Origin of the sequence: Streptomyces sp. NBC_00094 (genome assembly GCF_026343125.1) — a bacterium.
Taxonomy (GTDB): Bacteria; Actinomycetota; Actinomycetes; order Streptomycetales; family Streptomycetaceae; genus Streptomyces.
This window is the reverse complement of record NZ_JAPEMB010000001.1, coordinates 7,652,489-7,676,516: the sequence shown is the minus strand read 5'-3', so window position 1 is coordinate 7,676,516 and position 24,028 is coordinate 7,652,489. Positions and strand designations below refer to the sequence as shown.

Sequence of the window (24,028 nt, the reverse complement as noted above, 5' to 3'; positions counted from 1 at the left end):
TCCGTTCCCGCACGTCCGTGCCCCGCACCCTCCGACTCCCCCGCCGTACGCCCGAACAGGAACCCGATGACGGATACCCAGGACCTGCCCACCGGCTGGTCCGCAGCCAAGCGCGCCCTGCTCAGCCAGCGGCTGCGCGGCGCCGCAGCCCCCGCCCGGGTGGTGGACCCCCGCCCGGCGGACACCGCACCGCCGCTCTCCAGCGGTCAGGAACGGCTCTGGTTCATGGACCAGTTCGCTCCCGGCTCCACGGCCTACACGCTGGCACCGGCCCGCCGGTTCCGGGGCACCTTCGACCGCGCCGCGCTGGACGCCGCGCTGACCGACCTGGTGGCCCGGCACGAGAGCCTGCGGATGACCTTCCGCACCACCGAGGCCGGCACCGCCGAGGTGCGGGTCGCCGAGCCCGCGCCGTTCACCGCCCTGCACCTGGATGCCACCGCGGACCCGAACCCGGAGGCGCGCGCCGCCGCCGAACTCGGCGCGCTGATCGCGGAACCCTTCGACCTCCAGGTCGGTCCGCTGCTGCGCGCCCTGGTGGTCCGCATCGCCGAGGACGACCACGTCCTCGCCCTGGTGATGCACCACATCATCTGCGACGGCTGGTCGATCGACCTCCTCAACCGCGAGCTCGACATCCGCTACGCCCATCACGCCCACGACTCTTCGGGTGAACTGCCTTCGCTCGACGTCCAGTTCGGGGACTACGCGGCCTGGCAGCGGGACCGTCTGGAGAACGGGCAGCTCGACGCCTCGCGTGCGTACTGGCGCGGCGAGCTCGACGGCGTCCCGGCCCTGGAGCTGCCCTCCGACCGGCCCCGCCCACCGCTCTTCACCTTCGACGGGGCCGCGACCGAGTTCCGCTGGAGCCCCGAACTCTCCCGCCGGATCGGCGCAGTGGCGCGGGCCCACGGCGCCTCCACGTACATGGTGCTGATGGCCGCGTTCCAGGCTCTGCTGGGCCGGCACGCCGGCCAGCGCGACTTCGCCGTCGGCTCCGCCGTCGCCGGCCGTCTCCATCGTGAACTCGAAGGCGTGGTGGGTGCGTTCGTCAACATGCTGCCGATCCGCGCCCGGCTCTCCGCCGAGCTCGACTTCGGCCGGCTGATCAGCCGGGTCCGCGAGACCACGCTCGATGCGTACGCGCACCAGGAGATTCCGTTCGAGCAGATGGTCAACGATCTCGCGGTGGAACGCGACGTCAGCCGCGCCGCCGTCTTCCAGACCACCTTCGCCTTCCAGAACTACGGCGACCGCGCCACCACCCCCGCCGCGGGCCTGGACTCCGAGGGCTTCGGCTACGAGGCCACCACGACCCACGCCGACCTCGCCCTCTACATGCGGGAGGAGTCGGACGGCGGCCTCTACGGTCTGTTCACCTACCGCACCGACCTCTTCGACGCCGACACCGTCGAGCGCTTCGCCGAGCGGTTCGAGCTGCTGACCGCGGCCGGCGTCGCCGACCCCGCGCTGCCGGTCGACCGGCTCCCGCTGCTCACCGCGGCCGAGCGGACGGCCGTGCTGGAGACCTGGGCCGTCGGTCCCGCCCTTCCGGACGGCGGTCCCGCCACGCTCACCCAGGCGCTGACCCGGACGGCGGCCCTGACGCCCGAGGCCTCGGCGCTGGTCTTCGAGGACCGCACGCTGACCTACGGTGACCTCGACCGCCGCGCCAACGCCATGGCCCGACGCCTACGCACGCTGGGCGTGGGTGCGGACGACCGGGTGGCCGTCTGCCTGGAGCAGTCCGCCGAGCTGGCGATCGCCCTGGTCGCCGTCCTCAAGGCCGGCGGCGGATACCTGCCGCTCGACCCCGAGCAGCCCCCCGCCCGGCTCGCCCACCTGGTCGCCGACGCCGGAGCCACGGTCCTGATCACCGACACCGTGCTGCGACCGCGGTTCGGCGATCACCCGGCGGTCGACCTGCTGACCGACGACGGCACCGACGCTGCGGAGTGGGACGGGGCACCGCTGGAGGAGGTCTCCGGCGCCGACCACCTCGCGTACGTGATCTACACCTCGGGCTCCACCGGCGCGCCCAAGGGCGTCGCGGTGCAGCACCGCCAGGTCCTCAACTACCTTGCGGGCGCGGGCGATCGTCTGCGGATCGAGCCCGGGGCCTCCTTCGGGCTGTTGCAGTCGCTCTCCTTCGACTTCAGCATGACCATGCTCTACCTGGCGCTCACGACCGGCGGCCGGGTGCACCTGCTGCCGCGCCGGATCGCGGGCGTGGAACTGGCCTCGGAGATCGAGCGGGCCGGCATCGACTACCTGAAGATGACGCCCTCCCACCTGGCCGCGCTGACCGCTGACGCACCGCTTGAGCGGCTGCTGCCGCGCCGTGCGCTGGTCCTCGGCGGCGAGGCCAGCAGTCGGTCCTGGGCGGCGGGCATCGCCGCGCTGGGCCGGTGCGCGGTGTTCAACCACTACGGGCCGACCGAGGCGACGGTGGGGATGACCGTCCACGAGGTCACCGCCGACGGCCCGGACGCGCCGGGCAGCACCCCGATCGGCAGCCCGCTGGCCGGCGGGCGCTGCTACGTGCTGGACGAGGCCCGCAACCCCGTTCCGCCGGGAGTCACGGGTGAGTTGTACCTGGGCGGGGACCGGCTGGCCCGTGGCTACCTCGGGCGGCCGGACCTGACGGCCGAGCGGTTCCTGCCCGATCCGTACGCCGTCCCGGCGGGCGCGGACCCGTCCGGGGCCGATCCGTCCGGAACCGGCCGGGACGCCGCGGGGAGCGGCGGCGGTCCGCGGATGTACCGCACCGGTGACCTGGCACGCTGGCGGACGGACGGGGCACTGGACTACCTCGGCCGCTGCGACGACCAGATCAAGGTCCGCGGCTACCGGGTCGAGCCCGGCGAGATCGAGGCCGCGCTGACCGCGCTGCCCGGCATCACCCAGGCGGTGGTCCTGGCCCGTGGCGAGGGCGTCAAGCAGAACCTCGTCGCCTACCTGGAGCGCCCCGCCGGCGGCGAACCGCCGGCCGCCGCCGAACTCCGCGCCACCCTGGGCGAGGTCCTGCCGGACTACATGGTCCCGGCCCGGTACGTGGTGCTTGAGCGGCTGCCGCTGCTCGCCCACGGCAAGGTCGACCGGAAGGCGCTGCCCGCGCCCGTGGACGGCCCGGCCGCCGGAGCCCATGTCGACCCCGAGGGCGAGACCGAGCAGGTGATCGCCGCCATGTGGGCGGACCTGCTGGATCTTCCCCGGGTCGGCGCACTGGACGACTTCTTCGAGCTCGGGGGCCACTCGCTGCTCGCCACCCAGGTGGTCGCCCGGATGCGTCGGGCGTTCCCCGACCTGGCCACCCCGGTCGGCGTCATGGACCTCTTCACGTACCCGACGGTCCGTCGGCTCGCCGCACTGGTGGCCACCCCCGAAGGCGAGCGGGGCCCGCGGCGGCTGCTGCATCTGCTCACCCCCGAGCGCCGCGAGGTGGCAGCCAGTGTGGTCTGCGCCCCCTACGGCGGGGGCAGCGCACTGATCTACAAGCCGCTCGCCGAGGCCATGCCGGCGGACTGGGCCCTGCACTCCATCGCCGTCCCCGGCCACGAGCTGGGCGAGGAGGCGATGGACATCGACGAGGTCGCCCGGCTCTGCGCCGAGGAGATCGTCGCGAACGTCGTGGGACCGCTGGTGCTCTACGGGCACTGCGGGGTCGGCGTCCGGCTGACCGTGGAGATCGCCCGACGGGTGGAGGCGGCCGGCCGGGAGATCGACGCCGTCCACCTCGGAGGCATCTTCCCGTTCGCCCGCCCGAAGGGCCGTGGCGCCGCGTGGGCCGAGCGCTTCGCCGAGCTGTCCGCCCGCCTGCGCAGTGACCAGGGCATGATCAACGCCCTGGCCGCGGCGGGCCTGGACGTGGACGAGGTCGACGAGGAGCAGCTGCGGCTGATCGTGCACAACCGCCGGGTCGGCACCGTGGGCGCCGAGCGCTACTTCGGCGAGCTGTACGAGAGCGAGGGCGGCGCTCTCACGGCGCCGGTGATCGCCGTCTGCGGCGACCGCGATCCGGCGACGGAGTTCTACCAGGAGCGGTTCCGCGAGTGGCACCGGATCACCGGGACCGCCGCCGTGGTGGTCCTGGACGAAGCCGGCCACTTCTACCTCAAGTACCGCGCCGCGGAGTTGGCCGACATCCTGACGGGGGTGCACCGCTCGATCGCCGCCGGCGAGGAGGCGCGCCACGAACGCACCGCCGACGCCACCTGGTGGTTGGCAGGCCTGTCCCGCGGCGCCGCCGAGACGGCACCGGCCCTTGAGGCGGAGCCCGGGCAGCCGGAGCGATCCGGGACACCGGGGAAGTCCCGCGAGCGCCGTCCCGTCCGCCCGACCATGGGTCGCTTCCTGGCGGTCGCCACCGGCCAGCAGCTCTCGATGATCGGCTCGGCGCTGACCGAGTTCGCGCTGCCGATCTGGATCTATCTGCAGACCGGCTCGCTGTTCCAACTCGGCCTGCTCGCCGCCTTCGGCCTGGTGCCCGGCATCGTGGTCGCCCCGCTGGCCGGCGCCATCGTCGACCGCGGCGACCGCCGCCGGGTGATGCTGTGGGGCGACGTCGCCGCCGGCCTGACCCAGGCGGTCCTGCTGGTGCTGTATCTCGGCGATTCGCTGGAGATCTGGCACTGCTACGTGATGATCTCCCTGCTCTCCGCCGCGCTCGCCTTCCAGCGCGTCGCCTGGGGCTCGGCCGTGCCGCAGCTGGTGCCCAAGCGCTTCCTCGGCCGCGCCAACGGTGTGGTCCAGATGGCCCTGGGTCTGGCCCAGTTCCTCGTTCCGCTGATCGCGGTCGGCATCCTGCACGTGATCGGTCTCGGCGGCATCCTGGTCTTCGACGTCGTCAGCTACCTGATCGCCACCGGCGTCACCCTGGCGGTGCGCTTCCCCGACGCGATGGCCGCCGCCCGCCGCGAAAGCGTCGGCGCCGAGATCCGGGCCGGCTTCCAACGGGCTCTCGGGAGTCGCCACTTCAGGGCCATGCTGTTCTGGTTCGCGGTGCTGAACATCTTCCTCTCCCCGCTCTTCCTGCTCGTGACCCCGCTGGTGCTCTCCTTCTCCTCGACCGCCGCGGCGGGCTGGGTCTCCACCGCGGCCGGCCTGGGCGCCGTCCTCGGCGGCCTCACCCTGCTGGTCTGGGGCGGCCCGCGCCGGATGCGTCTGCGCGGCGTCCTGTTCGCCACCCTCGGCCTCGCGGCCGCCTGCGTCGTCACCGGCCTGCGGCCCTCGGTGACCGTGGTCGCCATCGGCGCGTTCGGCATGACCTACGGGCTGGCGCTGCTCAACGGCATATACGCGACGGTCGTCCAGACCAAGGTGCCGATGCGCTTCCACGGCCGGGTGATCGCGGTGAACACCATGGTCGCCTGGTCCACCCTGCCGATCGGTTTCGCCCTGGTCGCTCCGGCCGGCCCCGAGCTGCTCCAGCCCCTGATGGACGAGGGCGGCGCGCTGGCCTCCAGCGTCGGCGCGCTGATCGGCACCGGTGAGGGGCGCGGCATCGGCCTGCTCTATCTGGTGTTCGGCCTCGCCATGGCCGCCCTGGTCCTGATCAGTCTCTGCATTCCCGTCCTTGCCCGCTTCGACCGGGACGTCCCGGACGCCGAGTCCGACGACCTGATCGGCCTGGAGACCCTGCAGGCCCGCGCGAAAAGCGAGATGAACGCATGACCTCCCCGACCCCGATCGCCCGCCATCCGCTGACCGACGAGCAGCGCCGCCTCTGGTTCCTCCAGCAACTGAACCCGGAGGACGCCGGGTTCAACATGTACCTGAACCGACGCTGGAGCGGCCCGATCGACCCGCGGGCGCTGGGCTCGGCGCTCACCCGGCTCACCGCACGGCACCGGGTGCTGCGTACCCGGTTCGCCCTGGACGGCGAGCAGCCCGTCCAACTCGTGGAGCCCGTACGGGACGTCGAACTCACCCTGGTCCCGATACCGGACGCCGCGGAGGAGTCCTTCACCGCGGCCTGCGCCCCCTTCGTCAACACGCCCTTCGACTTGGGCGAGCGCCCGCCGCTGCGGGCCGTCCTGGTCAGCGCAGGCGAGCACGAGCACGCCCTGAGCGTGGTGGTCCACCACATCGTCTCCGACGGCTGGTCGTTCACCGTGCTGTGGCGTGAACTGCTCGCGTTGTACCGCGAGGAGATCGGCGAGGGCCCGGCCGAACTGCCGGAGCTCAAGCTCCAGTTCGGCGACTTCGCGGTCGCCGAACGGGCCAGGCTGGACGGCGGTGCGGCCGAGGAGGCGTTCCGGTACTGGAGCGGAGGGCTGGCCGGCGTCGGCGCCCTGCGGATGCCGCTGGACCACCCCAGGCCCGCCGAGCCCGCCCACCCGGCCGGCTTCGCCGACCTCGCCCTCGGGTCCGACCTCGTCGCCGGACTCGACGCCCTGGCCCGCGAGCAGCGCTGCACCCCGTTCATGGTGCTGCTCGCCGCCTACCAGTGCGTGCTGGCACGCTGGAGCGGCAGCTACGACTTCGCCGTCGGCACCCCGCTGGCCGGCCGCAACGAGACCGCCCACGAAGCCCTGCTCGGCTACTTCTCGCGTACCGGGGTGATCCGCGCCGACCTCACCGGCGACCCCGACTTCCGCACCGTGCTGCGCCGGGTGCGTTCCGCCACGATGGCCGCGCTGACCCATCAGGACGTCCCGGTCGAGCGGGTGGCCGCCGCACTGGGGCTGCCCGTGCTGCCCGGCGTCGGCCCCCTCTACCAGGCGGTGTTCGTCCACCAGAGCCAGTACCAACTGGCCGGCGCCGACGAGCGGACCGAACTGCCCGCAGGCGTCCGGACGGCGAGCATGGACTCCGGCTTCGATCGGTCCAAGACCGATCTGCTGCTGGACAGTTGGCGCACACCGGATGGCGGGATGACGCTCTCGTTCTGCTTCGACCGGGAGCTCTTCGAGCGCGCCACGGTCGAGGCCCTGGCACGCCGGGTCCGCGACCTGCTCGCCCGAGCCGTCGAGGACGTGGAGGTCCCGCTGCACGGTGACTGGCTACTGGCCGGCGAGGAGCGCGCCACGCTGCTCGCCCTCGGCGCCGGACCCGCCGTCGCCGAGGACGCCCGCCCGATCCTGCGCGGTTTCGCCGACCACGTCGCCGCCCGCCCCGACGCTCCCGCTCTCGAGTGCGCGGGAAGCGTCCTCACGTACGCCGAACTCGATCGCGCCTCCGATGAGTTGGCTCATCGACTGGGTCCGGTCGCCGGCCGTGCGGTGGGCGTCCGGATCGAGCCCTCCTTCGACCTGGTCACCGCCCTGCTGGCGATCTGGAAGGCCGGCGCCGGCTATCTGCCGCTCGACCCCGCGCACCCGGCCCAGCGCCAGCGGCTGATGCTCGACGAGGCGGACGCCGCCCTGCTGCTCACCGGAGGCGAGCGTCCGGAGCTGGGGGTCCCGGTGCTGGCCGTCGGCGATCCGAGCGCCGAGGCCGGGCGGGCCGGAGCCGCCGGCGCCGAGCCCGGGAGTACGGGGTCCGCAGGGGCCGCGCTGCCCGGGACCGAACCGGACGGCCTCGCGTACGTCCTCTACACCTCGGGCTCCACCGGCGCCCCCAAGGGCGTCGCCGTCGAACACGCCGCCCTGGCCGAGCGCGTCCGGTGGATGGCCGGACCGGACGGATACCGGCTCGGGCCGGGCGACCGGATCGTCCAGTTCGCCTCCATCGGCTTCGACACCCACGCCGAGGAGATCTGGCCCGCCCTCACCGCGGGCGCCTGCGTCGTCCTGCTGCCCGGCGGCGGCCGGACCCTGCCCGACCTGCTGCGCGGCGAGGCCGGACGGTCCGTCACCGTACTCGACCTGCCCACCGCGTACTGGCAGGAACTGGTCTCACTCGGAGACCTGACCCCGTGGCCGCCGGCGCTGCGTCTGGTGGTCCTCGGCGGTTCCGAGGCACGCGCCGTCACCCTCGCCCAGTGGCGGGAGCGGCACGGCGACACCGTACGGCTGGTCAACACCTACGGCCCGACCGAGGCCACCGTCATCGTCACCGCGGGCGATCTCGGCGGCCGCCCCGTCGGCGGACCCGCCGCCCAGCAGCGCCCGCCGCTCGGCCGTCCGCTGCCGGGGGTACGGCTCTACGTCCTGGACGAGCGCGGCAGCCTGCTGCCCGCCGGATCCGAGGGCGAGCTGTACATCGGCGGCAGCGGCCTCGCCCGTGGGTACCTGAACCGGCCCGAGCTGACGGCGGAGGCCTTCCTGCCGGATCCGTTCGCCGACGCCCCGGACGGCCGGATGTACCGCACCGGCGACCGCGTCCGGTGGCGCACCGACGGGCAGCTGGAGTTCCTCGGTCGCGCCGACGACCAGGTGAAGATCCGCGGATACCGGATCGAGCCCGCCGAGATCGAGGCCGCCCTCACCGCCCACCCGGCCGTCGGCCGTGCGGCCGTGGTGGTCCGCGACGGCCGCAGGCTGATCGCCTATGCCGTCCTGCGGCCGACCGCAGGACAGCGGTCCGCCGCCGCTCCGCAGGCGGGCGAACTGCGCGAACACGTGGCGCTGCGGCTGCCGGCCTTCATGGTGCCGGACGCCGTGGTGCTGCTCGACACCCTCCCGCTCACCGTCAACGGCAAGCTCGATGCCGCGGCTCTGCCCGACCCGGACCCGGCGGGCGCGGCCGCCGAGTACCTCGCGCCCCGTACCGAGGCCGAGGCCCTGGTGGTCGATCTCTGGCAGGAGGTGCTCGGCGTACCGAAGGTCGGCGTGCTGGACGACTTCCTCGCCCTCGGCGGGGACTCGCTCCTGGTCACCAGGGTCGCCGCCCGCATCCGGGCCGACGTCGGCCTCGACGTGCCGATCCGCGACGTCTTCGAGAGCCCCACCCCGGCAGCCCTCGCGGCCCGGGTCGAGGCACTGCTGATCGCCGAGATCGACGCCCTCAGCGAGGAGGAGGCCGCCGACCGGCTGGACTGACTCCGCGTTCGGATCCCGGTACGGCTCTCGTCGATGCCGTGGAGTCCGAGCAGCCGTGCTCGGACTCCACGGCCGGTTCCCCGTGTGGTCCGCTCCCTCTTGCGGACCACCGAGGCGCGACAGCCTCACCAGCCGCCGACCCCTCGGCACAGCCCCCTCCCTCGCGGCCCGTCGCCCCACCGGACGTTCGGCACTGCCGGGCGGCCGGGTCGACTCCGCCTGTCCGACCTCCCACCGAATCGCACCGGAGAACGCCATGGCCACCACCGCACCGCCCGCCGCGACGACCGTCCCGGAGCTCCTCGACGCGCGGGCCACCGAACACCCGGACCACACGGCGCTGCAGGTCGTCGGCGGCGGGGAGCTCAGCTACCGCCGTTGGCGCGAGGAGGCGCTGCGCGCTGCCGTCGGGATCGCCGCCGCCGGGGTCGTACCGCGCGACAGGGTGGTGCTGCGGTTCTCCAACACGCGCTGGGAGCGGTACGCCGTCGGCTTCCTCGCCGTCCAGTACGCGGGCGCGGTGCCCGTCCCGGTCCGTGAGGACCTCTCCGAGAGCGATGCCGCCGCCCTGGCCGCACTGGCCGAAGCCGGCACGGTCCTGACGGACGGTGGGCTGCCCGCCGTACCGGGACTGGTGGAGCTGCGTCTGGACGCCCTGCTGGCGGCGCACCCCGAGCCGCCGGCCGAGCCTCCCCACCGGGTCGGCCCGGCCGACCCGGCCCAGGTGATCGGCACCTCCGGCACCACCGGCGCGCCGAAGGGCGTGGTCGCCGCGCACGGAAACCTGACCGCCGGCCTGACCGCGCACCCCCGCCGCCGCGCCTACGCCCACTCGCGGCACGCCCTGCACGCCTTCCCGATCGGGACCAACGCAGGTCAGGTGATGCTGCTCAACGCGCTGACCGCCGCGCCCACCACCCTCAGCCTGCCGCGCTTCGACGCGGACCGGTTCGGCATCGCGGTCGAGAAGTTCGGGGTCGGCACCGCCTTCCTGGTGCCCTCGATGGTGATCGAGCTGGTCAACGCGGGCACCGCCGGGCGGTACGACCTCGGGAGTCTGCGCCTCGTCAACTCCTCCGCCGCCGCGCTGCCCGTGCCGGTGGCGGCCGCGCTGGCCGCGGCACTGCCGGACGCGACGCTGGTCAACACCTACACCTCCGCCGAGGCCTCGCCCGCGCAGATCTCGACCGTGGTCGACACCCGCCGCCCCGGCTCGCTGGGCCGCCCGGCGGACCCCCGCGACCTCCGGATCCTCGACGCGGACGGGCTGCCGCTGCCCGCAGGACAGGTCGGCGAGGTCTGGCTGCGCCAGCCCGGACCGCCACGTGGCTACCTGGGCGCCGCCGGGCAGAGCGCCCAGGTGTTCCGGGACGGCTGGGTACGGATGGGCGATGTCGGACGCCTCGACCCGGACGGTTACCTGTACCTGGTCGACCGGGAGACGGACGTCATCAAGAGCGGTGCGCTGAAGGTCTCCACGCTGCGGATCGAGGAGGCGCTGCACGAGCACCCCGCGGTCGCCGACGCCGCCGCGCTCGGCCTGCCGCACCCCGTGATGGGTGCCGTCCCGGTGGCGGTCGTGGTGGCCGGGCCCGGCGGTCTGGACCTGGACGAGCTGCGGCTTTTCCTGAGCGCCCGGTTGAGCCGGCCCGAGCTGCCGGTCCGGATCCTGCTCGCGGGCGACCTGCCCAGGAACCCGAGCGGCAAGGTGGTCAAGCACCGGCTCCGCCCGCTGTTCGACGTGGCCGCCGAGTCCACCGGTCCCGCGGTCGCTCCGGCCACCCCGACGGAGCTGCGGCTGGCCGGACTGTGGCGGCGCCTGCTCGGCCGACCGGTCACCGACGTGGCCGCCGAGTTCTTCGCGCTCGGCGGCGACTCGTTCCGGGCGGTCCAGCTCGCCACCGGCATCAGCGGTGAGTTCGGGATCCGGGCGGGCACCGCCGTGATCTTCGAGCGGCCCTCGCTGCGGGCCCAGGCGGCCTGGGTGGACCACCCCGACCGGCGGCTGGCCTCTGCTGACGGGGCGTCGGCCGGGACGGAGACCGTGACGCCCTACCTGGCCGCGCTCCGTGCGCAGCCGCACGTCGTCGCGCTCACCTCGCAGCAGGAGAACTTCTTCCGCTGGATGGCCGATGCCCCCGGGCGGGACGCCGGCGTGGTGACGGCGCTGTTCCGGGTCGCCGACCGGCTCGAACCGGAGACCCTGGGCCGGGCACTCACCGAGGTGGTCCGGCGCCATCCGGCGCTGCGAACCCGGTTCGAGGCGGTGGGGGACGGGGTCGTGCGGGCGGTGCTTGACGAGGAGCCCCGGGTGCGGATCACGCTGACCCGGGCCCCGGGGGCCACGGACGCGGAGGTGGACGCCCTGCTGCTGGCCGAACGCGACCGTCACTCCGACCTGGCCCGCGACCCGATGACGCGTCTCCTGGTGGTCAGCCGATCGGAGACCGACCACGTGGTGCTGGTCGCGACGCACCACATGGTGTCCGACGGTTGGTCGGTCGGTGTGCTCCTGACCGACCTCGGCGTCTTCTACTCCGCGCTGCGGCGGGGCCGGTCGGCGCCGCCCGCCCGCTCGGGCCCGGGCTACCAGGAGTTGGTGGACTGGGCGAACGCGCACTGGCCGGCCTCCCGGGCCCACTTCGAAACCGCTCTGGCCGGAGCGCCGGAGGCCGTCGAGCCGTTCGCCGGCCTCCGCGCGGTGGACGAAGTGCTCACGACGGCCCATGAGTTCGAGGTGTCCGCGCCGTTGGCCCATGCCCTGCGGGCCCGGGCGGCCGAGCTGGGCGCCACCCCGTTCCTGGCCGTCACCGCGGCCTGGACCGGATTGCTGGCGAGCCGCAGCGGCCATCCCGACCTGGTGGTGATGACCCCGGTGCCCGGCCGCCCTCGCCCGGACGCCGAGCGGACGGTGGGCTGCCTCGTCCAGTCGCTGTTGCTCCGGGTCGACACGAGCGGAGGACCCGGTTTCGCCGAGCTGGTGGACCGGCTGCGGGTGGTCTACAGCGAGGCACTGGACCACCAGCTGTACCCGTTCGCCGAGTTCAGTCCGTCCGTGCCGTTCGCGGCCTGGCTCCGCTACGAGGCGTGGGCCGCGCCCGCGCACCTGCCCGGCCTGGCCTGCGAGCCCTGGGAGCTGCCGCGGGGGAACACCGTGCCCTGGCCGCTGCCGGGCGGCGACCGGAGCGTGCCCGAGCTGACCGTCGTCGAGCAGCCGGACGGCGGCCTGCGGTGCTGGCTGCAGTACAACGCACTGGCCTTCGACCTCCCCGTGATCACCGAACTGGCCGAGGAGTTCACCGCCGCCCTGGCCACCGCCTGCGGGTGACCCGCTGCCGACTCCAGGCGCTGCTCAGGCGGGGCCGCCACCTAGGGGGTGTCCGGCGGACCATCGGGATTCCGTGGCGTTCCAGGCGCCCCGGGGCCGATCAGCCGTGCGATGCCGCCCCGCGCCGTGGGCGACCGGGGGAAGTGGGCGGCTGACCAGTGGGAGCAGCCGAGTTGGGGGCGGGCAGCGCGTTGGCCGCCCGCCCCTGTGGCGCGGCGACGCGGACCGTTCCATCGTGGAGGAAGAGGGTCGCACCGCTCGGGGTCGCAGACGGTGACGACGGGGGTGCGGGCGGCGATGGAGTGGGGCCGACCGACCGAGGAGGGCCGATGGAGCCGTATCTGTTTCCGGTCGTGTTCGTGGCGGTCTTCGCCGCGTTCGCGCTGTCCGCCTCCGCCGGGTTCGGAGGCAGTCTCATCCTCGTGCCGACGCTGGCCCTCGCGCTCGGTACGAAGTCCGGCGTGGCCCTGGCGGCGCTGCTTCTGGCCGCCAACAACCTGGTGAAGGTCTTCGCGTACCGGAGCAGCCTGCCCTACCGGAAGGCGCTTCCGGTGATCGCGCTCGTCATGGTCGGAACTTTCCTGGGTGCCAAGTTGTTCGTCTCGGCACCCGAGCAGTGGGTGACGATCGCGGTCATCGTCGGCTTCGCGCTGGCGTTCCTGGTCGAATCCCTCGACCTCACCCGCTTCCGGCGGATCGGATCCCCGCTGCTGGCGTTCGCGTCCGGCGCGACCTCCGGTTTCAGCGGTACGTCAGGGCCCTTGAAGGGGCTCGCCGTCCGTGGGCTGGACCTGGACCGCATGCACCTCGTGGGCGCCCTGTCGCTCGTCTCACTCGTCGGGGACGTGACCAAGACCGCGGTCTGGACGGACGCGGCCCTCCTCACCGGCGGGGACTACCTGGTCGCCCTGGCGTGCGTGCCCCTCATGCTGCTCGCGACGTTCCTGGGCAGGCGGTTCAACAACAAGATCGGGGAACGCGGGTACACCGGCCTGTTCTGGACCGTCATGCTGGGCTACACCGGGCGTCTCCTCGCAGGACTCTGAGACCAGCCCTGCGGCATGGCCTCCGTGCCATGTCCAGCGCGGGAGCCCCTCCTCGGTGCCGGAGATCGCCTCGGTCTGTCCGGAGATCCGGAGGACGGTGGCCACAGGGGCCGCCGAACAGGACCGCCGCGCCAGGGTTCGCGGCGGATCGGTCAAACCGGTGTACGTCGGCCAGGACCTGGCAGTAGAGTCCCGCCGAAACTTGCTGCAAGTTCTTGCAACGTCGAGAGGTCCAGCCATGCCGGGATTCGCCCCGCCCGTCGCCGATGAGCGCACGGCACTGACCGCCTACCTTGCCCACCAGCGGCGCGCGCTGCGCGTCACCGCCCACGGTCTGACCGAGGAGCAGGCCCGTACGGCGGCCTCCGCCGGCGAGTTGAGCATCGGCGGACTCGTCAAGCACGCCGCACGGTGCGAGACCTTCTGGACCGACCTCATCCTTCATCAGCAGCGCGGGCCGCAGCGGAAGGCGGACGAGTCGGACGCCGACGAATTCCGGCTCGCTCCGGACGAGAGCCTGGCGGAGGCCCTGGTCGCGTATGCGGAGGCGGCCGAACGGACCGACGCGGTGATCGCCGGAATTCCCGACCTCGGGCAGGCCGTTCCGGTGCCGCGGGGGCTTCCCTGGTTTCCCGCCGAGGTCGAGGAATGGTCGGTCCGATGGGTCCTCCTGCACTTGATCGAGGAGACGGCACGGCACGGAGGTCACGCCGACGTCATCCGCGAGAGCATCGACGGCGCGACTCACTACCCGTTGCTCGCCGCGGCCGAGGCGTGGCCCGACCCGTGGTTCCAGCCGTGGGAACCCGAGCCCCCCACCATCGGCGGACAGCACGCACCGATCGATTGATCACGTACCGCGGAGCCCGTGCGTCCCGCCGCGGTAGGCCTGCAGCCCGGTGCAACCCGGGCATCGGGCCGACGCGCACTCAGCGGCTCTTGACCATCAACACGGTGAAGCTGACCTTCTTGCCGGAGTTGTAGTCGGTGTGGTCCCACACCGACATATGAGTCTTGTCCTTCAGCCTCAGCTGGAGCACCTCGTTCGCGTTGCTCCAGTTGTAGGAGAAGAACCGGAAGTTCCTCGACTCGGTGGCTTGTAGCTCCTTGTTTCCCCACCTGCAGTCACGCGTCGCATCGTGCTCGCAGGTGGACCAGGCTCTGGCGTAGAGGCGGCAGTCTTCGCCATGCCATACGTCGATGCGGCTCAGCCTGTCATCGGATGAACGCCATGTTCCTGAGAACCCACTTGCGACACACAGGGCGGATGCCTGTTTCGCCGAGCTGAGCGACAGCAGGACCGAGAGGGAGAGCGTCAAGGCGGCCGTCAGGAGCAAGGCCATCATCTGGCGGAGCGGACGGCGGACCGAAGAGGCGTGTGTCATCGTGAACCTCCGGTGGCGGGTGGCGGCGCGGGGCAATCCCGTGGTCACACGACGCGTGCAGCGTGTCTTGCCGATGGGCTCCCTCACCGGTGCGGTCGAGATCCCGAAGAGCATCCGCCCGGACGGCAGCGCGGGCGGTCGCTTCGACCGGCAGGCCCGTGTAGCCGGACGACATCGGAGTCCCTCATGGCCTCGACGACGTCTCGATCCGCCGCGCACTACATACTCGGGCCTGCACGCGAACCATGCGCCCCCTACCTCTTCCAGACCAGCACTCCTGAATCCTGCCCGCAAGTTGGGGTGCCGATCTTGCACACCGTTCAATGATGAAGGCGATCCAATGTGGAGCGGTCAACGAGTTTCGATACGGGGGGGGCGAACCTCCGTGCGGGCTGCGCGGGTTTCCAACTCCCCGGGGAGAAAGGCCGGTAGAGGCGCCTGAGCCGGGCTCGTCCCCGTCAGGCGCCTCTCGCTCGCCCCGGCCTCCGCCGAGGAACCGGACCGGGCCCGGTCGGATCAGCTCTGGTCGGCCACGAAGGCGGCCATCCAGGTCAGGGCGGAGTTCCAGTTGATGGTGAGCTCGTTGGTCGACCACGACTGGATGTCGTCGACATAGCAGAACTGACCGGTGCATCCCTGGAGTCTGCTCTGCGCGAGCGGGTCCTGGATGCCGGAGTTCGGGCCGCCGGACAGTGAGCCGACAGGCGGGTGGGGCAGCTTCGGGTCGAGCTGGCGGGCGTACCAACGACTGTGCTGGTTCTGCGCGCTGACCTCGCCGAAGCCCGTGACGTAGGAGATGTTCAGGGCGTTGCGGCCCAGGACGTAGTCCATGCTCTGCACGGCCCCGTCGCGGTACTTCGCGCCGCCGGTGATGTCGTAGGCGGTGGCCAGGACGACGGCGTTGTTGAGGATCTGGTGGGTGGAGCCCCAGTCGTAGCGCTGGCCCTCAGGGGCGTACGGCATGCCGTAGGGGTGCGCCTTCAGCGTGGCCAGGTAGCCGTCGGCTCCCTGCCGGACGGACCGGCGGACCTTGTCGCGGCCGGGCAGCCGGTTCGGGACGGTGGCCAGGTCGAGCCGGGCGGGGACGGCCGTGCGCGCCCAGTCGAAGCTGATCGGCCCGAAGACGTCGGCGCTGTGGAGCGGAGAGTTCAGGATGTGGTCCTGGAACTCCCTGCCGCCCGTGGTCAGGTAGAGCTCGGTGGCCGCCCAGTAGAACTCGTCGGTGACGTCACGGTCGGCGTAGGTGCCTCCGCCGACGCCGTCGCTCTCGGAGGCGAGCACGTCGGGGTGGGCGAGGGCCGAGGCCCAGGCCTTGCGGGCCGCCGCGAGCGCGGTGGCGGCGAACCGGGGGTCGTACGGCTTGTACAGACGCGCCGCCTGGGCGGCGGTCGCCGCGAGGTTCAGGGTGGCCGCGGTGGTCGGCGGGTGCAGTTCGCGCTTCTGCGCGTCGGCGGAGGGCATCAGCGGCAGCCCGGTCCACTGCTCGTCGTGGATCTTGTGGTGGACCATGCCGGCGAGCGGCTTGCCGTCCGGGACCTGCATCTTGAGCAGGAACTCCAGTTCCCAGCGGGCCTCGTCGAGGATGTCGGGGACCTTGTTGCCGCTCTCGGGGATGTCCAGCGTGCCGTCGCCCAGCTTCTCGGCCTGCCCCGTGCGGGCGTGCCGGGCGCGCTCGTAGGTGCCGAGCAGCTGCCATACGGAGATGCCGCCGTTCACGACGTACTTGCCGTGGTCCCCGGCGTCGTACCAGCCGCCGGTGACGTCGAGCGTGTAGTCGCACACTCCGGGCTGACAGGACACGTTCCCGTCCCCCTGGTTGGGGGCGACGTCGACGTGGCCGGCCTCGCGGCCGTAACCGGGCCGCAGGTCGTCGCGGATGGCGACCCCGCTGCGCTGGGTGTAGTAGAACTTCGCGGCGTCCAGACGCAGCTTCTCGTAGGCGGCGGTGCCGATGTCGAAGGGGCGACTGGTCTCGCCGTCGGCGACCAGGGTGAGGCCCGCTCCGGCCGTGCGGTGCTCGCCGAAGTCGATCGAGTGGACGTTCTGCCCGGAGGAGGGGTCCACGCCGCGCGGCAGCGTCCAGCCGCGCGCGACGACGGCGCCGGAGGCGCTCTCGAGCCTCCAGGGCAGCCGCTCGGTCGCGTCGGTGACGAGGGTGGCGTTCTTCGGCCCGCGGGGCAGGTAGGCGACCTGGTTGACCCGGACCCGGGGACCGGTGTCGGGCTCGTACCGCTCCGGCGGCACCCCGCCCAGCAGGGACACGTCGTCGACGCAGAACTCCCAGGGGTCGGTGCCGCCGCCGAGCTGGAAGGCGACCTGGCCCTGGGTGGTGTCCACCGGGGAGGCGAAGGTGTAGGTGTACGTGTTGCCGGAGACGCTCAGCTGCGGGGTGACCTCGTGGTACGCGTCGTACGGCGACACCTGCAGGCCCACGACGGCGCGGACGGAGTTGCCCTCGGGGGCGCCCGTCGCGCTGAAGCTGAACCGGTACGACTCCCCCTTGACGAGGGTGATGTCGTTCTGGCCGACGCCGGCGTCCCAGCGGTTCGCCGTGCCACCCGGCACGGCGGCGCAGAGCCTGCCGTCGGACAGCCCGACGGTGACGCCGCTCGTCCACCACGCGTCGGCGGCGGTGTCGAAGGTGCCGTTCCGGATCTGTTCGACCTCCTCCGCCCCCGCAGAGCCGGCCGGCACCGCGGTGAGACCCGTCGCCAGCAGGGCCGTCAGGGACAGCAGGGCGGTTCTGCGTCTGTTCACGTCTGGGCTCCTCGTAGGGGGTGCGGAGCGCTGCGGATGGGAGCGCTCCCATTCGGGCGATGGACATCGTCGCGGCCGGAGTGCGGGAACGTCAACGGCCCGGACAAGAAGCGATCCTGGACGCGGTCGACGAGCCGGTCGCACGGACCGCGCACCGATCCGGACGAACCCCGGCGAGACCTTCGCCCGATGGGTTGTCAGGGGCACCGCAAGCTCCTACAGTGCCCCGAAACCGTCGTGGGAGCGCTCCCAAACATGGACGGTCGGAGCCGCCCCCGTTCCCCGTACCCCCATCGGTCCCCCTCCCAGAGAGGCCCCCGCATGCAAGCGTCATCGCATCGCCCCGGAGCCGCGCGCGGCATGCTCGGCGCGCTGCTCCTCGCTCTCGCCGCCGTCGCGGCTCTCCTGACCGCCGCGCCGGCGGCCCTGGCCGCCACCCCGATCTGCGACCAGTACGGCTCGACCACCATCCAGGGCCGCTACGTGGTCCAGAACAACCGCTGGGGCACGGGAGCCACCCAGTGCGTCACCGCCACCGCCACCGGCTTCCAGGTGACGCGAGCCGACGGCGCCGTGCCCACCGACGGCGCCCCGAAGTCGTACCCCTCGGTCTTCAACGGCTGCCACTACACCAACTGTTCGCCCGGGACCGTCCTCCCCGCGAAGGTCAGCGGCATCGCCAGTGCCCCCACCGGCATCTCGTACGGCTACGTCGGCGACGCCGTGTACAACGCCTCGTACGACATCTGGCTGGACCCCACGCCCAGGACCGACGGGGTGAACCGGACCGAGATCATGATCTGGTTCCACAAGGCCGGTCCGATCCAGCCGATCGGCTCACCGGTCGGCACCGCCACCGTGGCCGGGCGCGCCTGGCAGGTGTGGACGGGCGGCAACGGCTCCAACGACGTCATCTCCTTCGTCGCCCCGTCGGCCATCACCGGCTGGAGCTTCGACGTCATGGACTTCGTCAGGGAGACCGTCTCCCGCGGCATGGCCGGGAACGACTGGTACCTGACCAGTGTCCAGGCGGGCTTCGAGCCGTGGCAGAACGGCGCCGGGCTCACGGTGGACTCCTTCTCCTCGGCCGTGAACCTCGGTGACCCCGGTACCGGCGAACCCGAGCCGTCGACGGCCTGCAGGGTGACGTACGCGACGAACGTCTGGACCGGCGGCTTCACCGCCGACGTCACCATCGCCAACACCGGTTCCGTCCCCGTCGATCCCTGGACGCTGTCCTTCACGCTGCCCTCCGGGCAGCGGATCACCCAGGCCTGGAACGCCACCGTCACTCCGGCCTCCGGGGCCGTGACGGCGACCGGCCTCGCCCACAACGGGCGGATCGCGGCCGGGGCCAGCCAGACGTTCGGCTTCCAGGGCACCTCCAGCGGCCCGTTCGCCCGGCCGTCCGGGTTCAGCCTCAACGGCACCCTCTGCGCGTGATCCGATCCGCGCGAGCCCTCCACGGATGACCTCGCCCTTCCGGTGGCACCGCTCCCCGGAAGGGCGGGGCTTCCCCCACCCGACCCTCACCGCAGGAGGAGAACACCCACCGGACGACTGTCCCCCACCCACGCACAGGAGACACCATGGCTGGACGCAAGAGACTCCTCGCCTCCCTGGCCGCGGCACTCGCGACCCTGCTCGGCGGGATCGGCCTGACCTTACTGAGCCAGGGCAGCGCGCAGGCCCACGGCGTCACGATGATGCCCGGATCGCGCACCTACCTCTGTCTGCTGGACGCCAGGACCGGCACCGGTGCCCTGGACCCGACCAACCCGGCATGCAGGGCGGCGCTCGACCAGAGCGGCGCGACCGCGCTGTACAACTGGTTCGCCGTGCTCGACTCCCAAGCGGGCGGACGCGGCCCCGGTTACGTCCCGGACGGGAAGCTGTGCAGCGCCGGCGACCGGTCGCCGTACGACTTCACCGGCTACAACGCCGCCCGCGCCGACTGGCCCCGAACGCACCTGACGTCCGGCAGGACGATCCAGGTCAAGCACAGCAACTGGGCGGCGCACCCGGGCTCCTTCCGGGTGTACATGTCCAAGCCCGGCTACTCGCCCGACACCGAGCTGGGCTGGGACGACCTGGAGCTGATCCAGACCGTCACCGATCCCCCGCAGACGGGCTCGCCGGGCACGAACGGCGGCCACTACCACTGGGATCTGCCCCTGCCCCCGGGCCGTTCGGGTGATGCGGTGATGTTCGTCCAGTGGGTGCGCTCGGACAGCCAGGAGAACTTCTTCTCCTGCTCCGACATCGTCTTCGACGGCGGCAACGGAGAGGTGACCGGCATCCGCGGCTCGGGCAGCACACCGACGCCTACCCCGACTCCGACACCCACACCCACACCCACGCCCACGCCCACGCCCACACAGACGCCCACACCCACGACCACACCGTCCGACCCGCACACCGGGTGCATGGCCGTCTACCAGGTGACCAACTCCTGGAGCGGCGGCTTCCAGGGGGCGGTGGAGGTCATGAACCACGGCACGACAGCGCGTGACGGCTGGGCCGTGAGATGGACGCCCGGGCCTGGTACCCGGGTCGACAACCTGTGGAACGGTGCGCTGACCACCGGATCCGACGGCACGCTCACGGTCAGGAACCTCGACTACAACCGGACCGTCCCGCCGGACGGCAGTGTCACCTTCGGGTTCACGGCGACGTCGACCGGCAACGACCTTCCGGTCGGCTCGATCGCCTGCGTCGGCCCGTAGCCGCCGGTGGAGGCGCCGGTTTCCGCCCTCAGGCGGGAACCGGCGTTGTCGGCTCCGTGCCGGGACACGTACGAGCATCTCCTCCGCTCACGGAGCGGCTCCTGGACGACGGTGGGGGCGGGGCGCCCACGCGAGGACTCCCGGCGTGCCTCGTGTCTCGCACGTTTGCCCGTGAGGCGCGGTGGAAGAGTTGAATCCGACCGGTCGGCCGCGTCGCGGGCCGGGGCGGCCGGACCTCCTCAGCACCCTTCGAACGGGAGCCTTCCGTTGCGCCTCTACGCCCAGACACCCGCACGACGGAACCGCCAGGTGCTCGTTGACCTGCTCGCCATGGCCCTGATCGCCACCGCGGTGTGGGCGGCCTTCGTCGTCCGCGAGACGATCATGCTGCTGGCCGAACCGGGGCGGAAGGCGGAGAGTTCCGGTGAGAGCCTCGCCAGGGAGCTCGGCAACGCGGGGGACGCGGCGTCGGACGTGCCGCTCATCGGCGGCGTCCTGAAGAAGCCGCTCCACGCCGCGGCCGATGCCGGCTCCGGCCTCGCCGACGCCGGCGTGTCGCTCCAGGAGACCGTTACCCAGGTCGCCAACGTGATCACGACGGCCCTCATCGTCGTTCCGGTGCTCTTCGTCCTGCTGCTGTGGCTCCCGCCACGCCTGCTGTGGATCCGACGCAGCAGCACTCTGCGCCGGCTCGCCGAGGCTCCCGGAGGGGCCGACCTGCTCGCCTTGCGCGCCCTCACCGGCCCTCCGGGCGCACTCGCCAAGCTGCCGGCTCCGCCCGGCGGATGGGCCGACGCCTGGCGTCGGGGGGACCGGCAGGCCGTCACCGACCTCAGCGCGGTCGCACTCAAACGCGTCGGACTCCGGCCGTGACCCGGGGTTCCCTCCACGACATCACTCGTCGCCCCATCGGCGGGGCGGCGACGACGTCGACGCCCTCGGCCTTCGACCCGACCCCGCGATGTGCAGGTCGCGTCATGAGCGGTCGCGCTTGAGCGAGTCGGCGCGTCACGAGCGGTCGCGCTTGAGCGAGTCCATGATCCCTTCGGCACGGTGCTTCAGGCTCTCCGCCGTGTGCCGGATCTTGGCCTTCGCCTGGTCCGTCTTGCCCTCGGCCTCCAGTCGCTCGTGGCCGGTGATCTTTCCGGTGATCTCTTTGAGTCTGCCCTTGGCCTTGTCCATGGCGCCACTCATGCCCGTGGTACCTCCGTCTTATCGGTCGGTTCCCCCATCCACGCTAGGTTCGGACGACGCGGAGTGCTCGTCGACGCCCGACGAGCACTCCGTTTCCTGCGGAGCTGACGCTCCCCGTGCGCCGTACCGAGGTCAGGCCAGGACCTGCAGAGCGGTGGGCCGCACTCGGAGAGTCACCGGCAGGGCCGCGTCGACCTCGCCGTCCGCGCCGTACGGGAGGGGGCGGTCCGCTTCGATGCGGATCTCCTTGCCACGCAGGATCTCGACCTCCGGGCGGCTCAGGTGCGCGCCCGTCTTCAGCTCGTTCATCATGGCGAAGAAGAGGCGTTTCGGCGCCTTCTTGATGACCACGACGTCGAGCAGCCCGTCGTCGAGGCGCGCGCCCGGTGCGATGTTCCTCCCGAAGCCGTAGAAGCCGGAGTTGGCCGCGACCACCGTGTACCCGGTGCGCTCGTGGAGCACCCCGTCGATGGTGATCCGGTACGCGGCGGGCTTCCAGGCGAGGACCGCCCGCAGGCCGCCCGCGTAGTACGACGCCGCGCCCCGCAGCAGCCGGGACTCGTTGGCGTGGCGGTTGGCGACCGCGTCGACGCCCGCGTACACGCTGCCCAGGACGCAGATCCGCTCGTGCGCGGCGGACTCCACCTCGATGGTGTCGACGGCCCGCGGCTCGTTTCCGAGCAGTATCTCGGCGAGCCGGGGTGCGTCGGTGGGAAGCCCGAGGGCGCGGGCGAAGTCGTTGCCGCGGCCCGCGGGGACCAGGCCGAGGACCGTGTCCGTACCGCTGAGCGCACCGCCGACGCAGCCGGCCATCCCGTCGCCCCCGACGGCGAGCACGACGTGCCCCTTCGCTCCGGCGTCCCGGGCGAGCTCCTGGGCGTGTTCCAGGCTGCGGCTGTAGACGGTGTCGAGCCGCGCGCCCGCCTCCCGCAGCAGCCGGGCCAGCGGGAGCAGGCCCGCGGCGCCGCTGGAACCCCCTGCGGTGGGGTTGACGACGGCGGTGAACTGTCGCATGGGTCTGGCCTCCGGGCGGCAGAAGAGGGGGTTCAGCGGACGGGGATGAGGACTCCGGGGCTCAGCACGCCGGTCGGGTCGACCTCGGCCTTGACGGCCTGCAGCATACGGATGCCGAGGGGGCCGATCTCGCGTGCGTACCAGTCGCGGTGGTCGGTGCCGACGCCGTGGTGGTGGCTGATGGTGCCGCCCGCCGCCAGGATCGCGTCGTTGGCCGCCCGCTTCACCGGTTCCCAGTGCGCGACGGCGTCCTCGCCCTGCGCGGAGACGACGGTGAAGTACAGCGAGGCGCCGTTCTCGTACGTGTGCGAGATGTGGCACATGACGAGCGGCGGGGTACCGGCCTCGTTGAGGGTGTTCGTCAGCGCGTCGCGCACCGCCGCGTACAGGCCGGGGATCGCGGACCAGAACGCCGCCGTCTCCAGCGTCTCGGCGAACGCACCGGCGTCGAGCAGCGCGTCGCGCAGGTAGGGCGCGTTGTACCGGCCGTGCTCCCAGCGGTCGCCGGCTTCCTCGCCGATGAACTCGCCGTCGCAGGCGAGGAGGACCTCGCGGGCGGCGGCGCGCCGGGCGGCCGTGTCCTCTTCCGTACCCTCGTAGCCGACGATGGCCATGCAGCCCGGGTTCTGCGGGAGTTCGGTGCTGCCGATGGCGTCCGGCTGCGCGAGGCCGATGAAGGTCTCCGACTCGTCCGACAGGCGCAGCACCGTGGGCCGCGGGCCGTCCTGGGCGAGTCGGCGCAGTGCCGTCGTGCCGGCCTCGAAGGAGGCGAAGCGCCAGCCCTCGTAGATCCGCTTCGCGGGGAGCGGACGGATGCGGACGGTCACCGCCGTGATCACTCCGAGGGCGCCCTCAGAGCCGAGGATCAGCTGGCGCAGGTCGGGTCCGGCCGCCGAGCGCGGGGCACGGCCGGTCTCCAGGGTGCCTTCGGGGGTGGCGACGGTCAGGCCGAGGACCATCTCGTCGAAGCGGCCGTATCCGGCTGATGCCTGGCCGCTGGAGCGGGCCGCGGCGAAGCCTCCGACGGATGCCCATTCGAAGGACTGCGGGAAGTGTCCGAGCGTCCAGCCCTGCTCGTTGAGCAGCGCCTCGCACTGCGGCCCGCGCAGACCGGGCTGCAGCGTCGCGGTACGCGACACCTCGTCGACGGCCAGCAGCCGGTCGAGCCGCCGCAGGTCGAGGGCGACGAACGGCCGCTTCGTGGTGGGCGCGAGACCGCCGACGACGGAGGTGCCGCCGCCGAAGGGCACGGCGGCGACGCCGTGGTCGGCGCAGGCGCGCAGCACGGCGAGGACCTCGTCGTGGCTGCCCGGGAGCGCGACGGCGGCCGGGATGTCGTCGACCTCGCCGGCGCGGATGCGCAGGAGGTCGGGGGTCGACTTGCCGCGGGTGTGCCGGATACGGCTCTCGGCGTCCTCCCGCAGGTCGTCGGGGGCGCCAAGGGCCGCGCGCAGCGCGGTGCGGGCCTCGTCGGTCAGCGCCGGGGCGGGCGGTTCGATGTCGGCGAGGGCGGACGGGCCGCTCTCGCGCGGGGTGACGCCGAGCAGGTCCCGCAGCAAGCCGGTCACCGAGTCGGGCAGGGGTGCCGCCTTGGCCGGGTCGCCCCAGCCGCTCCACAACATGTCCACGTCGAAAGGGTTCCTCACGGTCTGTT

13 protein-coding genes are annotated in these 24,028 nt (G+C 72.6%); 8 read left to right on the top strand and 5 right to left on the bottom strand.

The annotated features are described in order from the left end of the window. Positions 1-66 precede the first annotated feature (66 nt). The 5 genes from OG580_RS33820 (at position 67) to OG580_RS33800 (ending at position 14,148) form a co-directional block, all read left to right on the top strand. The gene (locus OG580_RS33820) at positions 67-5,673 is read left to right on the top strand and encodes a non-ribosomal peptide synthetase/MFS transporter (RefSeq protein WP_267047470.1); all 5,607 of its coding nucleotides are present in this window, start codon (positions 67-69) and stop codon (positions 5,671-5,673) included. Further along, entirely contained in the window at positions 5,670-8,924 is a 3,255-nt protein-coding gene (locus OG580_RS33815; protein WP_267047469.1) for an amino acid adenylation domain-containing protein, read from the top strand. Before OG580_RS33820 ends, OG580_RS33815 begins: the two co-directional genes overlap by 4 nt. A 256-nt stretch (positions 8,925-9,180) precedes the next feature. Next, positions 9,181-12,252, top strand: coding sequence for a class I adenylate-forming enzyme family protein (locus OG580_RS33810; RefSeq protein ID WP_267047468.1), 3,072 nt, complete (start codon positions 9,181-9,183; stop codon positions 12,250-12,252). A 329-nt stretch (positions 12,253-12,581) separates the two neighbouring features. Then, positions 12,582-13,298 carry a sulfite exporter TauE/SafE family protein gene (locus OG580_RS33805; RefSeq protein WP_267047467.1) on the top strand — a complete coding sequence of 239 codons (717 nt, stop codon included), beginning with the start codon at positions 12,582-12,584 and terminating at the stop codon, positions 13,296-13,298. 238 nt (positions 13,299-13,536) lie between these two features. Then, the gene (locus tag OG580_RS33800) at positions 13,537-14,148 is read left to right on the top strand and encodes a DinB family protein (protein ID WP_267047466.1); all 612 of its coding nucleotides are present in this window, start codon (positions 13,537-13,539) and stop codon (positions 14,146-14,148) included. 79 nt (positions 14,149-14,227) lie between these two features. Here OG580_RS33800 and OG580_RS33795 read toward each other — a convergent pair whose 3' ends face one another. Further along, positions 14,228-14,797, bottom strand: a complete 570-nt coding sequence (locus tag OG580_RS33795) for a hypothetical protein (RefSeq protein WP_267047465.1) — start codon at positions 14,795-14,797, stop codon at positions 14,228-14,230. A gap of 402 nt (positions 14,798-15,199) precedes the next feature. Then, the gene (locus tag OG580_RS33790; RefSeq protein ID WP_267047464.1) at positions 15,200-17,440 is read right to left on the bottom strand and encodes a glycoside hydrolase family 9 protein; all 2,241 of its coding nucleotides are present in this window, start codon (positions 17,438-17,440) and stop codon (positions 15,200-15,202) included. 321 nt (positions 17,441-17,761) lie between these two features. Here OG580_RS33790 and OG580_RS33785 point away from each other — a divergent pair, with 321 nt between their 5' ends. The 3 genes from OG580_RS33785 to OG580_RS33775 all read left to right on the top strand — a co-directional run bounded on the left by OG580_RS33785 (position 17,762) and on the right by OG580_RS33775 (position 21,039). Continuing rightward, the gene (locus OG580_RS33785) at positions 17,762-18,883 is read left to right on the top strand and encodes a cellulose binding domain-containing protein (protein WP_267047463.1); all 1,122 of its coding nucleotides are present in this window, start codon (positions 17,762-17,764) and stop codon (positions 18,881-18,883) included. A gap of 146 nt (positions 18,884-19,029) precedes the next feature. Beyond that, positions 19,030-20,166 (top strand): lytic polysaccharide monooxygenase, encoded by a 1,137-nt coding sequence (locus OG580_RS33780; protein ID WP_267047462.1) that lies wholly within the window; start codon positions 19,030-19,032, stop codon positions 20,164-20,166. Positions 20,167-20,475: 309 nt separating this feature from the next. Continuing rightward, positions 20,476-21,039: a hypothetical protein gene (locus tag OG580_RS33775; RefSeq protein ID WP_267047461.1), complete on the top strand. Its 564-nt coding sequence runs from the start codon at positions 20,476-20,478 to the stop codon at positions 21,037-21,039. Between the two features lie 135 nt (positions 21,040-21,174). On the opposite strand, the gene OG580_RS33770 is transcribed toward OG580_RS33775, so the two are convergent. The 3 genes from OG580_RS33770 to OG580_RS33760 form a co-directional block, all read right to left on the bottom strand. After that, a complete protein-coding gene (locus OG580_RS33770; RefSeq protein WP_267047460.1) occupies positions 21,175-21,360 on the bottom strand; it encodes a CsbD family protein in 186 nt (61 codons plus the stop codon). A gap of 132 nt (positions 21,361-21,492) precedes the next feature. After that, positions 21,493-22,374: a diacylglycerol kinase family protein gene (locus OG580_RS33765; RefSeq protein ID WP_267047459.1), complete on the bottom strand. Its 882-nt coding sequence runs from the start codon at positions 22,372-22,374 to the stop codon at positions 21,493-21,495. A 32-nt stretch (positions 22,375-22,406) separates the two neighbouring features. Next, positions 22,407-24,002 (bottom strand): FAD-binding oxidoreductase, encoded by a 1,596-nt coding sequence (locus tag OG580_RS33760; RefSeq protein ID WP_267047458.1) that lies wholly within the window; start codon positions 24,000-24,002, stop codon positions 22,407-22,409. Positions 24,003-24,028 lie beyond the last annotated feature (26 nt).